Origin of the sequence: Microbacterium foliorum, from assembly GCF_006385575.1 — a bacterium.
Classification (GTDB): domain Bacteria; phylum Actinomycetota; class Actinomycetes; order Actinomycetales; family Microbacteriaceae; genus Microbacterium; species Microbacterium foliorum_B.
The window spans coordinates 2,387,459-2,400,181 of sequence record NZ_CP041040.1 but is presented as its reverse complement, the minus strand read 5'-3'; the positions used below and the strand labels follow the sequence as shown (position 1 = coordinate 2,400,181).

At 68.8% G+C, this 12,723-nt stretch carries 11 protein-coding genes; 7 read left to right on the top strand and 4 right to left on the bottom strand.

The annotated features are described in order from the left end of the window. The first annotated feature begins 16 nt into the window (after positions 1–16). A complete protein-coding gene (locus tag FIV50_RS11560) occupies positions 17–1,471 on the top strand; it encodes an NAD(P)H-quinone dehydrogenase (protein WP_181164209.1) in 1,455 nt (484 codons plus the stop codon). A 62-nt stretch (positions 1,472–1,533) separates the two neighbouring features. Continuing rightward, positions 1,534–2,415, top strand: a complete 882-nt coding sequence (locus FIV50_RS11555; RefSeq protein WP_140037553.1) for a hypothetical protein — start codon at positions 1,534–1,536, stop codon at positions 2,413–2,415. Between the two features lie 55 nt (positions 2,416–2,470). Here the strand turns inward: FIV50_RS11555 and FIV50_RS11550 are convergent, their stop codons facing one another. Both FIV50_RS11550 and FIV50_RS11545 read right to left on the bottom strand, forming a co-directional pair. Further along, on the bottom strand, positions 2,471–4,237 hold the full coding sequence (locus FIV50_RS11550; RefSeq protein WP_140037552.1) for an acetyl/propionyl/methylcrotonyl-CoA carboxylase subunit alpha: 1,767 nt from the start codon (positions 4,235–4,237) through the stop codon (positions 2,471–2,473). Positions 4,238–4,315: 78 nt separating this feature from the next. Beyond that, positions 4,316–4,954, bottom strand: coding sequence for a Maf family protein (locus FIV50_RS11545; protein ID WP_140038756.1), 639 nt, complete (start codon positions 4,952–4,954; stop codon positions 4,316–4,318). A 23-nt stretch (positions 4,955–4,977) separates the two neighbouring features. On the opposite strand from FIV50_RS11545, the gene FIV50_RS11540 reads away from it, so the two are divergent. From FIV50_RS11540 to FIV50_RS11520, 5 genes are all read left to right on the top strand, one after another. Continuing rightward, the gene (locus tag FIV50_RS11540; protein ID WP_140037551.1) at positions 4,978–6,207 is read left to right on the top strand and encodes a class I SAM-dependent RNA methyltransferase; all 1,230 of its coding nucleotides are present in this window, start codon (positions 4,978–4,980) and stop codon (positions 6,205–6,207) included. A gap of 41 nt (positions 6,208–6,248) precedes the next feature. After that, positions 6,249–6,911 (top strand): response regulator transcription factor, encoded by a 663-nt coding sequence (locus tag FIV50_RS11535; protein ID WP_140037550.1) that lies wholly within the window; start codon positions 6,249–6,251, stop codon positions 6,909–6,911. Next, positions 6,901–8,133: an ATP-binding protein gene (locus tag FIV50_RS11530; RefSeq protein WP_140037549.1), complete on the top strand. Its 1,233-nt coding sequence runs from the start codon at positions 6,901–6,903 to the stop codon at positions 8,131–8,133. Before FIV50_RS11535 ends, FIV50_RS11530 begins: the two co-directional genes overlap by 11 nt. After that, on the top strand, positions 8,130–9,140 hold the full coding sequence (locus FIV50_RS11525; RefSeq protein ID WP_140037548.1) for a hypothetical protein: 1,011 nt from the start codon (positions 8,130–8,132) through the stop codon (positions 9,138–9,140). Before FIV50_RS11530 ends, FIV50_RS11525 begins: the two co-directional genes overlap by 4 nt. A gap of 303 nt (positions 9,141–9,443) precedes the next feature. After that, on the top strand, positions 9,444–10,643 hold the full coding sequence (locus FIV50_RS11520; protein ID WP_140037547.1) for an ROK family transcriptional regulator: 1,200 nt from the start codon (positions 9,444–9,446) through the stop codon (positions 10,641–10,643). Between the two features lie 196 nt (positions 10,644–10,839). On the opposite strand, the gene FIV50_RS11515 is transcribed toward FIV50_RS11520, so the two are convergent. Both FIV50_RS11515 and FIV50_RS11510 read right to left on the bottom strand, forming a co-directional pair. Continuing rightward, positions 10,840–11,085: an acyl-CoA carboxylase subunit epsilon gene (locus tag FIV50_RS11515; protein WP_308810373.1), complete on the bottom strand. Its 246-nt coding sequence runs from the start codon at positions 11,083–11,085 to the stop codon at positions 10,840–10,842. Next, positions 11,082–12,671: an acyl-CoA carboxylase subunit beta gene (locus FIV50_RS11510; protein ID WP_375137374.1), complete on the bottom strand. Its 1,590-nt coding sequence runs from the start codon at positions 12,669–12,671 to the stop codon at positions 11,082–11,084. The genes FIV50_RS11515 and FIV50_RS11510 overlap by 4 nt, the downstream gene beginning before the upstream one ends. Positions 12,672–12,723 lie beyond the last annotated feature (52 nt).

Below are 12,723 nucleotides of genomic sequence, written 5' to 3'. Positions count from 1 at the left end.
CCAGGATTGCGGAAGAATGGAGATCATGTCTTCCACCCCTTTTGAGCGCACTCAGCGCGTCGCCGTGCTCGGCGGCGGTCCCGGCGGCTACGAGGCGGCACTCGCCGCCGCCCAGCTCGGAGCCGAGGTGACCCTGGTCGAGCGCGTGGGCGTCGGCGGCGCGGCGGTCCTCACCGACGTCGTGCCCTCGAAGAGCCTGATCGCCACGGCCGATGCGGCCATCGCGATTTCGGAGGCATCCGACCTCGGTGTGCAGTTCTACGCGAAGGGCGAGCACGGCAAGCCGCTGAAGCCCGAGATCGCCATCAACCTCGCTGCCGTGAACAAGCGCCTCATCGCTCTCGCCGGCCAGCAGTCCGAGGACATGCGATCGGCGCTGCTCGAAGCCGGCGTGCGCATCCTGTCCGGGCACGGGCGCCTCGAGGGGCCGAACGCGATCATCGTCTCGACCGGTCACGGCGGCACGGATTTCGACCGCATCGAGGCCGACACGATCATCGTCGCCGTCGGAGCGTCGCCGCGCGAACTGGATTCGGCCAAACCCGACGGCAAGCGCATCCTCACCTGGACGCAGCTGTACGACATGAAAGCTCTCCCCGAGCACCTCATCGTCGTCGGATCCGGTGTGACCGGTGCCGAGTTCGCCTCCGCCTACATGAACCTCGGCGCCAAGGTCACCCTGGTCTCCAGCCGTGACCAGGTGCTGCCGGGGGAGGACCAGGATGCCGCGCGCGTGCTCGAGAAGGTCTTCAAGCGCGGCGGCATGACGGTGCTCTCCAAGGCCCGCGCCGAGAAGGTCGAGGTCACGAAGGACGGCGTGACCGCGACGCTGTCGGACGGGCGCACGGTCGACGGCAGCCACTGCCTCATGGCCGTCGGATCGATCCCCAACACCGCCGGCATCGGCCTCGAGGATGCGGGTGTCGAACTCGACGATACCGGGCACGTCCGCGTCAATCGCGTGGCTCGCACGTCGGTGCCCAACGTCTACGCCGTCGGCGACTGCACGAACTTCTTCCCGCTCGCCTCCGTCGCGTCGATGCAGGGCCGCACGGCCGTGTTCCATGCACTGGGCGACATCGTGATCCCGCTCGAGCTCATCAAGATCACGTCCAACATCTTCACCGCCCCCGAGATCGCGACGGTCGGCTATTCCGAGAAGGACGTCGAAGACGGTGTGGCCGACGGTCTCGTCTACAAGCTGCCGCTCGCCGCGAACCCGCGCGCGAAGATGATGGGCATCAAGGACGGCTTCGTGAAGCTCATCGCCCGCAAGGGCTCCGGCACCGTGATCGGCGGCGTGATCGTCGGACCGAAGGCCTCCGAGCTGATCTACCCGATCGCCGTCGCTGTCGAGCGTCGCCTCACGGTCGACCAGGTCTCGCGCGTGTTCGCGGCGTACCCGTCGCTGTCGAGCAGCATCACCGACGCGAGCCGGGCCATGCACCTCGTCAACGCCAAGATCTCCTAGTCATCGGTGGCCATGCCGCCTGCTGTCGCTGAACTGTCGCTCGTCCTCGAGGCGGGGGCGCGGTGACTGATCCGTTCACATTGCCACCGCTGCAGGAATGGCCGGCGAAGTGGGGCGAACGTCGCCCCCGACGCAACACCGGCATGCTCTGGCTCGGCGTGGTCCTCTTCGCCGCCGCGGCCGCCATGGTCGGATTCTCCGGCGGCGCCGCCGGGCCGCTGTGGTCGGGGGCGTTCGTCGCGCTGTTCGGTCTCACGGCCCTCGCCGTCGCTGCCCGCAGGCCTTTCGCCGCAGGGAGCGCGCGTCTGGTCGACGCGGCGACGCTGACGCGCGGGCGGATAGGAAGCCCTGATGCACGCGTGCACTTCGTGCCGGAGCGGCGCCCGGGCGTCGTCACCCTGATGCTGTGCGTCGTGTGGGCCATCGTGCTCACGGCCGCGACGATCGTGGCGGTCGGGATCGGGCTGACCGGCCGACCGGAGGCCTTCCTCGGCGTGGCGGTGCTCGCGGCGACCGCCGCGCTGTTCGTCTACACGGCGGTGCGCGCGGCCCTCACGCAATACCGCTCCGATTCCTTCGGCCGTCGACCGATGGGGCTGGGCATCGGCCATGACGGGGTGCTCCTGATGCGTGCCACCGAGACCCTGTACGTGCCGTGGAGCGCGATCCGTCGCGTGGAGCCGGACACGACCGAACCCCGTCGAGCAATGGATGAGCTCCCGCTGATCCGACTCCGCGTGGACCCCGGTCGCGTGACCGCGTCCGACGGGATGCGTGTTCCCGCCACGGTCACCGTGGCCCCTGCGATGCTGAAGACGCACCCGCAGTTCGTCTGGTCCGCGCTGCGTGAATTCCACGATTCGCCGGCGGCACGCGCCGCCCTCGGCACACCGACGGGGCAGCGGCTGTTCGACGAGTGGTGCGCGACTGCCCCTGCGGACTGAGGGAACGACGAAGGCCCCTGCCTCGAGGCGGGGGCCTTCGTCGTGAGGCGTGTGGTCAGCTGATCGTGAGCAGCTGGTGCCCGGCCGAGACCGTCGCACCGGCGACCGCGCTGATGTTGGCGATCGTGCCGTCCTTGTGGGCCTGCAGCGGCTGCTCCATCTTCATCGCCTCGAGGACGACGACGAGGTCACCCTTGACGACCTGCTGCCCCTCCTCGACGGCGATCTTGACGACGGTGGCCTGCATGGGCGACTTCACGGCGTCGCCGGAAGCGCCGGCGCTGACCGAGGTGGCGTGGTTGCGGCGAGACGGCGGCACGGCGGCCGGACGTCCGGCGGTGCCTGCAGCCACCGCGACGCGGTCGGGAAGGCTGACCTCGAGGCGCTTGCCGCCGACTTCGACGACCACGGTGTGGCGGTTCTCCGATGCCGCGGGCGACTCCAGCTCGCCATCCCACGCGGGGATGTCGTTCACGAACTCGGTTTCGATCCAGCGGGTGAAGACGCCGAACTCGCCGTTCTCGGCGGTGAAGGCCGGGTCGTTGACGACCTTGCGGTGGAAGGGGATCACGGTCGGCAGGCCGGCGACCTCGAACTCGTCGAGAGCGCGGCGCGACCGCTCGAGAGCCTCGGCGCGGTCCTTGCCCGTGACGATGATCTTCGCGAGCAGCGAGTCGAACGCACCCGAGACCGAGTCGCCGGCGGTGACGCCGGAGTCGAGTCGGATGCCGGGGCCGCCGAAGGTCTTGAAGACGTGGATGGGGCCCGGCTGGGGGAGGAACCCGCGCCCGGGGTCTTCACCGTTGATCCGGAACTCGATCGAGTGTCCGGTCGGCTTCGGGTCGTCGTAGTCGATGGTGCCGCCGGCGGCGATGCGGAACTGCTCCCGCACGAGGTCGATGCCGGTGACCTCTTCGGAGACGGGGTGCTCGACCTGCAGGCGGGTGTTGACCTCGAGGAACGACACGGTACCGTCGGCGCCGATCAGGAACTCGCAGGTTCCCGCACCGACGTAGCCGACCTCCTTGAGGATGGCCTTGGAGGCCGAGTAGAGCAGGTCGTTCTGCTCGTCCGTGAGGAACGGAGCCGGCGCCTCCTCGACGAGCTTCTGGTGGCGGCGCTGCAACGAGCAGTCCCGCGTCGAGATCACGACGACGTTGCCCTCTGCATCGGCCAGGCACTGGGTCTCGACGTGGCGGGGCTTGTCGAGGTACTTCTCGACGAAGCACTCGCCGCGACCGAAGGCCGCGACGGCCTCGCGGGTGGCGGACTCGAACAGCTCGGCGACCTCGTCGAGCTCGCGGGCGACCTTGAGGCCGCGGCCTCCACCGCCGTACGCGGCCTTGATCGCGATCGGCAGGCCGAACTCCTGGGCGAACGCGATGACCTCGTCGGCTCCGGCGACCGGGCCGGGCGTGCCCGGGGCAAGAGGTGCCCCCACCTTCTCGGCGACGTGACGGGCGGTGACCTTGTCGCCGAGCGCCTCGATGGCCTCGGGGGACGGGCCGATCCAGGTCATGCCTGCGCCGATGACGGCGCGGGCGAACTCGGCGTTCTCCGCGAGGAAGCCGTACCCGGGGTGCACGGCATCTGCGCCGGCGCGACGGGCGATCGAGAGGATCTTCTCGATCTGCAGGTAGGTCTCGGCGCTCGTGGCTCCGCCGAGGGCATAGGCCTCGTCGGCGAGGCGGGTGTGCAGAGCGTCGCGATCCTGGTCGGCGTACACGGCGACGGAGGTGATCCCCGAGTCACGAGCGGCACGAATGATGCGGACGGCGATCTCGCCGCGGTTGGCGATGAGCACCTTGGCGATATCAGGCATGCTTGCCAGCCTAGCGAGAAGGGTGGCGTTCTCTTTGACGACTCTCCACAAGAAAGAGGAGGAAACGTCGACGAGACTCTACGACCAGAGGTCGGTCCACGTCACGCCGAGATCCGCAGCGAGGCGGCGCACTGTCGACAGCGACATGCCGACCACGGTCGACGGGTCTCCGTCGACGCGCGTGATGAACGCGCCGCCCAGGCTGTCGACCGTGAACGCGCCGGCGACGAGCAGGGGCTCGCCGGAGGCGACGTAGGCGGCGATCTCGGCATCCGTGATGTCCTCGGCGAACGTCACCGAAGCCTGCGCGGTCGCGGTGGCCTCGACCGGCGCGGCACCGGGCGAGACCCGGAAGACCGAGTGGCCCGAGTGCAGGATGCCGGTGGCACCGCGCATCTCCTCCCAGCGCCTCGTCGCTTCCTCGACGGTGTAGGGCTTGCCGTAGACCCGGCCGCCGAGCTCGAACATGGAGTCTCCGCCGATCACGATGCCGTCGAACGACCCGTCTTCCGCGAGCCGCTGAGCGACATCCGCGGCCTTGGCGCGAGCGAGCAGGAGCACGAGGTCGGCGGGAGCGAGCTCGGCGCCCCGTTCGGCTGCGGCGGCCGCGGCGACGGCATCCTCGTCCACCCCCGGCGACTGGGTCAGCGGTTCGATACCGGCCTGACGCAGCAGCATGAGACGGGCGGGAGAGGTGGAGGCGAGGCAGACGCGCATGTTCACCACCGTATCCTCGAAGGATGACTTCCTCCCCAGCCCTGCTCGATCTGGACATCACCGGCATCGCGCACGGCGGCACGTTCATCGCCCGACACGAAGGCCGGGTCGTGTTCGTCTCCGACGCCATCCCCGGTGAGCGGGTCCGCGCGCGCCTGAGCGAGGATTCGACCGGTGACTCGAAGAGCTTCTGGCGCGCCGAGACGGTCGAGGTCCTCGAGGCTTCGCCGCACCGCCGGCCGCACATCTGGGCCGAGGCCGACGTCTCGCGCGCCCCGGAGGATCGGCCGGGTGGCGCCGACCTCGGACACATCGACCTCGCCCAGCAGCGCGTGCTGAAGCGCCAGGTGCTGACCGAGGCGCTCGATCGCTTCGCCGGCCCAGGACTCGACGCCCCCGAGATCGAGGCCGTCGACTCGACAGACGGCACCGGGTGGCGCACGAGGGTCACCCTCCACGTCGATGACGAAGGCCGAGTCGGACCCTATGCCGCACGCAGTCACAGGGTGATCCCGGTGCGCTCGCATCCGCTCGCCCGCCCGGCGGTCGCACGGGCGGCGCTGCGCCTTGCCGGCGGCGAGGTCGGAAGCGTCGACCTCGTCGAGCCCGGCGACGGTGAGGTGCGGGTCATCCGCCGGGACCGCCTCGCAGAGCGCCCGGCGCGGGGCCAGCATCGTCGACCTGCACCCGAGGTCGTCTACGAGCAGGTGGGCGACCGTCGGTTCCAGGTCGATGCCGGTGGATTCTGGCAGGTGCACCCGCGTGCCGCCTCGGTGCTCGACGGCGCCGTCTACGGCATTCTCGACGGTCATGTCGACCCCGAGAAGAAGCACTTCGATCTGTACGGAGGCGTCGGGCTCTTCGCCGCGTCGCTCGCAGATCTCGGCGGCACGGACATCGTCACGGTCGAGTCGAGCAGGCGCGCGACCGCCCACGCCCAGCAGAACCTCGCACCTCTCGCCGTGAACGCCGTCACGGCCAGAGTCGACCGCTATCTCGCCGGTATCCCGGCGGGCACGCGCGCAGGAGCCGTCGTCCTCGACCCGCCGCGCGCGGGTGCAGGCCGCGCGGTGGTCGACGCGCTGAACACGCTCGCTCCCGAAGCCATCGCCTATGTCGCGTGCGACCCCGTCGCCCTCGCCCGCGACCTCGGCACGTTCCGCGAGCACGGGTGGAACGTGGGGACCCTGCGCGGGTTCGATCTGTTCCCGCACTCGCATCACTTCGAGGTCGTCGCGCTGCTCACGCGGTGACCGATGATCTGCGAACGCTGACTACTCAGTAGGCTGGGCGGATGAGCAGGGTCGCACTCATCGACGATCACGAATCCGTCCGCCTCGGTCTCGAGGCGGCGTGCGCTCGGGACGGAGCGCAGACCGTCGTCTTCTCCGGCAGCACCGTCGTGTCGTACCTTGAGTGGAGGTCGGCGACGTCAGCGCAGCCTGCCGATGTGGTGGTGCTCGACCTGACGCTCGGCGACGGCACCACGGTTACCGAGAACGTCCGCTCGCTCGTCGCGGACGGCGCGAGCGTCGTGATCCACAGCGTCGCCGATCGACCGGCAGCCGTGCGCGAGGCGCTCGCCGCCGGAGCCGCGGGAGTCGTGAGCAAGTCCTCGGCGCTCGACGACGTGCTGGATGCCATCCGCACCGTCGCTCAGGGGGAGGCGCTCAACAACGTCGAGTGGGCGAGTGCGGTCGACGGCGATCGCGACTTCGCCGATGCCCAGCTGTCGACCCGTGAGCGCGAGGTTCTGCGGTTGTACGCCGCCGGCCTGCCGCTGAAGGCGGTGGCCGAGCGACTCGGCGTCGCATACTCGACCGCGAAGGAGAACATCACCCGCATCCGGGTCAAGTACGTGGAGGTCGGGCGACCGGCCCCGACGAAGGTCGACCTTCTGCGTCGCGCGATGGAGGATGGGATCGTCGCCGCAGACGGGGCACCGAGTGGCCGCTGATCCGCTCAGCATCCGCGAGGCCTGGAGCAAGATCCCGTCTCCTGGTAGCGTCGAGACCGAGTTCGAGCGCTTCACCGGCAAGCGCATGGAGCGCATCCTCGCCACTGTCGTCGCGATCGGATCGGGCGTTCTCGGAGCGCAGGCCCTGATCGCGGGCATCACGACCACATCGGGGCCGGATACCGCACGCATCGCGATGCTGCTCGTGGTCTTCATTCCGCTGATCGTGATGCTCATCGCGTGCATCATCGGTCGTGGCGTCAGGACGGCGTCGGGAGCGTTCGCGATCGTCTACACCCTCGCGCTCGGTGCGTGGCCGAGTTTCGTCGACCCGGTGGGCGAGGCGGCCGACCAGCCGTGGATCTTCTTCCTCGTCAACGTCGGCGTCGTGGCTGCGATGCTCGCATTTCCGCTCTGGCTCCAGTTCGCGTGGGCCCTGTGCCTGCCGTTCGTCTACGGCTACGTCCGTCTCGTCGAGGGCGACTTCTCGCGCGACTTCTGGGTGACGACGGCCTTCGACGTGTCGTTCACCCTGATTCTCGGGTTCGTCATCATCGCGCTGGGGTGGATGTTCCGTTCCGTCGCCGCGGGCGTCGACGAGGCCCGTGCACGGGCGGTCGCCTCGTACGCCGGGGCAGCGGCCGCAGCCGCGGCGGAGGAGGAGCGCGCGGCCATGTCGGCCCTCATGCACGACAGTGTTCTCGCGGCACTGATCGCCGCCGAGCGTGCGGAAGGCGAACGAGCGCAGGACCTCGCCGTGGGCATGGCCCGCGAGGCGCTCACGCGTCTGGCGAACACCGAGGCCGCTGTCGCGCAGGAAGGGAGTGACGAGCCGGTCGGCGCGGCGCAGATCGTCGTCGAGCTCCGGCGGGCGCTCTCGGAGCTCGGAGCGGATGCGATCGTCGAGGAGCGAGGCGGGATCGGCCTGATCCCCGGGCGCGCTGCGAGAGCACTCGTGCTCGCCGCCAGACAGGCGCTCGGCAATGCCGTCACCCACGCGGGCGGGCGCGGCCTGCACATCCTCGTGGAGGGCCGAGGCGAAGAGGGCATCACCGTGACGATCTCGGACACCGGCCCCGGGTTCGATCCTCGGGCCATCGGTGCCGACCGCCTCGGAATCAGAGCATCGATCTTCGCGCGCATGGCCGGAGTGGCCGGCACGGCAGAGATCGACTCGAGCGAGTTCGGCACCACTGTGACTCTGGGGTGGGAGCTTCCATGAACCGCACCGTGCGCAGTGTCGCGACCTCGCTCGCCGTCGGCTTCGCGATGTACTTCGCCGCCAGAGGTGTCTGGTGGATCGAGCAGCCCTCCGCGCCGCTGCTGATGGTCGCGGCGATCGCCCTGTATCTCGTCGTCGTCAATGTCGCGATCCTGTGGGACTCGGCGATCTCCGTGCGAATGCCTCTCTGGGCGGCGTTGGCGACCCTGGTCTCGAGCCTCCTGATCCCGGTACTCGTGACGCTGTCTCTCGATCCGCTCACGCGCACGGCGCCGTTCGCGACCTGGTACATCGGCGCGCTCGGTCTGATGGGCGTGGTGTGCATCGTGCGACGTCGGTTCGTGATCGGGTGGCTGGTGGTGGCCGTCCTCCTCGTCACATCGTCGGCGTATCTCGGATTCTTCGTCGCTCTGTCGCTCGGTCTCGTCGGCTCGCTCATGTGGGTCGTGATCGCTCACCTGCTGGTGATCTTCTGGGACAGAGCCGTGCGCGACACCGAGCGTCTCGCGGGGATCCAGCAGGCAGTGTCGGCGTGGCACGCGACTCAGCAGGTGCGCCAGAAGGAACGTCGCCTGCGCACGCAGTTCGCGCTCGCGGTCGCCGGGCCCGTGCTCAGTCGCACGGTCGCATCTCGCGGTTCGCTGACCGACGAGGAGCGCCTGCAGGCGCGCCTGGCCGAGGGGCGCCTCCGGGATGAGCTTCGCGGTGCTGATCTGCTCAACGACGCGGTGCGGGATGCGATCGAGGACGCGCGTCGCCGGGGTGCCGTGGTCACGGTCTTCGATGAGGGCGGCCTGGCCGATGTCGACGAGGAGAGGCGCGCGACGATCCGCGACGAGCTCGCGCGAGTGCTGCGTGACGCCGATGCGGAGCGGTGGATCATCCGTGCGGCCCAAGATCCGCTCACTGCGGTGACGGTGGTCGGGCGGGCAGGTGCAGGTGGGCAGAGCGATGACGACGCCGTCGACGTGTGGCACGAGATCCCACGAGACGCGCCAGAGGCCTGACACATCGCCCCTGCCCTCGGCTCTGGCCGGGGGAGGAGGTCAGAGTCGAGGTCAGACAGAGTGGGCGAGGGGCGGCGAATCCGCCAGCCCCTCGCCAAGCGGACAAGTTACCCGAAAACCGTCCGCTGGTGGCCGGTCTGCGTCTATCTACCCTGGGACAGAGAGACCAGCCGAACGCTGAGCGTCTTACTCAGTTTCACGGTTGTTCAAGTCGTTGTCTGTAGGTATTTTGGGGGACACGGATTCGACCCCGGTGCGAGAAGATGGGGCATGGGAATGCGTCGAGGAACAAATCTCCCCCGAATGGGCGACTTCAATCAGTCGGTCATCCTCGAGGCCATCCGCCGGTCCGGTGAAGGACTCAGCCGGATCGAACTCGTCGAGGCGACGGGCCTCTCGGCGCAGACGATCACCAACATCACCCGCCGTCTTCTCGACGAGGGGCTGATCGCCGAAGCCGGGCGGACCATCAACGGGCCGGGTAAACCGCGGGTCACGCTGCGCCTGGTGGCGGAGAGCCGTTTCTCGGTCGGCGTGCATCTCGATCCTGCGGTGATCACATTCGTGCTGCTGAACATGACCGGTGCGGTCGTGGGTCGGCGGGTCGTGCGCACGCAGGACTCGGACCCGAGCCGCATCGTCGAGACGATGGCGCAGACGATCGACGTCCTGATCGGCGAAGCGGGCATCGATCGGGACCTGGTCGCCGGGGTCGGCGTCGCTGCGCCCGGCCCGCTCGACGCTGAGAAGGGCACCGTGATCGACCCTCCGAAGCTCGACGGATGGCATCGGGTTCCGCTGCGATCGGTGCTCGCGACGGCGACGGGCTTCGAGGTCACCCTGGAGAAGGACACCACCGCAGCTGCGGTGGGGGAGCTGTGGACCGGCGATGCGACGGACGAAGGCTCTTTCCTGTTCGTCTACCTCGGTACGGGGCTGGGGGCAGCTGCGGCGCGCGATGGCGGCGTGATCGCCGGCAGCACCCACAACTTCGGTGAGATCGGCCACATCATGGTCGACCCGGAGGGGCCGGCGTGCGCGTGCGGCTCGCGCGGATGCGTCGAGGTGATGTGCACGCCGCAGGCGATCGTCGAGCAGGCAGAGGCGGCCGGCGTGTTCGACGACGACCCTGACGGTGGCGCCGCGAACGAGTTCGAGAAGCGATTCCTGCGTCTGTGCGAGCGGGCGTCGGCGGGCGAGACGACAGCGCTCGGCGTGGTGCGTCGATCCGCCGGCCATCTCGCAGTGCTGATCTCGGTGCTCACGAACGTGCTCGACGTCGATCGGGTCGTCCTCGGCGGTCCGTTCTGGGGGCCGCTCTCCGACATCTACCTGCGCGAGATCCCCGAGCCGTTGCATCGGAGGAGCGCCACTCGCGCGGTACGCACACTGACCGTCGACAGTGCTGTCGTGGGAGACGACGTCGGCGCGGTGGGCGCAGCCTGTGTCGTGCTCGACGCCGTTCTCACACCCCGGGCGTCGGACCTCTACCTGGAAGACTGAACGAGCCGTCAGTTTGCATACCGGTATATCGGTTGCGTCCTGGAGCGATAACTCCAATCGATGTACTATCGATGAGATGCGCCGTCTGGGGTGACAAGGTGCCAGGGGCGACGGCCCCGCATCAATCGGAGGGTCGTCTGCGTGGCCCGGTAGCTGGGGGGCTCCGGGTCTCGCAGGCACTCCGTGCCCTCCGAGCTCAGCCGGCGAAGCGGCCCCACGGGATGTCACGCCGCAGCGGACGTCGCAGCGGTCTCTGCGTGCGAGCCCATGCCGAGACGCGAGGCTCGTCGGCCACAGCCTCGGAAGCCTCCTGAGTGTAGGCGTCGGTCACCACCGCGATGAGAGCCGCGAGCTCCTCCTCGGTCGCAGCGCCCCGGGTGATCTCCATCGTCGGCAGCTGGTGCTCCTCCGACATCGCGTCCTGCGTCGCACGTACGGTCACAGCGGGATGTTCCCGTGCTTCTTGGGCGGCAGCTCGGCGCGCTTCCCGCGGAGGGCGCGGAGCGCCTTGGCGATCGAGACCCGGGTGTTCGCCGGTTCGATGATCCCGTCGATCTCGCCGCGCTCGGCGGCGAGGAACGGCGAGGTCACACTGTAGGTGTACTCGTTGGCGAGACGGGTGCGCACGGCGGCGACGTCCTCACCGGCCTCCTCGGCGCGCTTGATCTCGCCGCGGTAGAGGATGTTGACCGCACCCTGACCACCCATCACGGCGATCTCCGCTGTGGGCCAGGCGAGGTTGACATCCGCGCCGAGCTGCTTCGAGCCCATCACGATGTAGGCCCCGCCGTAGGCCTTGCGAAGGATGACGGTGACCAGCGGAACCGTCGCCTCGGCGTAGGCGTAGATGAGCTTCGCGCCGCGGCGGATCACACCGGTCCACTCCTGGTCGGTGCCCGGCAGGTACCCGGGCACGTCGACGAGCGTGACGATCGGAATCGAGAAGGCGTCGCAGAATCGCACGAACCGGCTGGCCTTCTCGCCCGCCTCGATGTTCAGGGTTCCCGCCATCTGCGACGGCTGGTTGGCGATGATGCCGACCGACCGGCCCTCGACGCGGCCGAAGCCGATCACGATGTTCGGCGCGAAGAGCGGCTGGACCTCGATGAAGTCTCCCGCGTCGACGACGTGCTCGATGACGGTGTGGATGTCGTACGGCTGGTTCGCGGAGTCGGGGATGATCGTGTTCAGCGAGCGATCGGCATCCGTCGTCTCCCACTCGAAGCCGCTCTCGTACGCCGGGATCTCCGCCATGTTGTTGTCGGGGAGGAACCCGAGCAGCGTGCGGGCGTAGTCGATCGCGTCATCCTCGTCTTCAGCGAGGTAGTGGGCGACGCCCGAGCGGGTGTTGTGCGTGAGGGCTCCTCCGAGCTCCTCCATGCCGACATCCTCGCCGGTGACCGTCTTGATGACGTCGGGACCGGTGACGAACATCTGGCTGGTCTTGTCGACCATGATCACGAAGTCCGTCAGTGCCGGGCCGTACACGGCGCCACCGGCTGCCGGGCCCATGATGAGTGAGATCTGCGGGATGACACCGGACGAGCGCGTGTTCAGCCGGAAGATCTCGCCGTACTTGCTGAGCGCGAGCACGCCCTCCTGGATGCGGGCTCCGCCCGAATCCAGGATGCCGATGATCGGCATGCCGCCCGACAGCGCGAACTCCATGATCTTGATGATCTTGTCGCCCGAGACCTCGCCCAGCGAGCCGCCGAACGTGGTGAAGTCCTGCGAGTACACCGCCACCGTGCGTCCGTGGATCGTTCCGACGCCGGTGACGACCGAGTCGCCGTACGGGCGGTTGCGATCCATGCCGAACGAGGTGGTGCGGTGCCGCACGTACTCGTCGAACTCGACGAAGCTCCCTGGATCGACGAGCAGTTCGATGCGCTCGCGGGCGGTCATCTTGCCCTTGGCGTGCTGCTTCTCCTGCGCGACCTTCTCAGCGTCGACAACGGCTTCGTTGTAGCGAGCGCGGAGGTCTGCGATCCTGCCGGCGGTGGTCGAGAGTTCGGGCTTGTCCGTCACGGATTCCACCCTATCGTCGGGTCGGCCCCGTCCGTTGGATGCTCGCCACAAC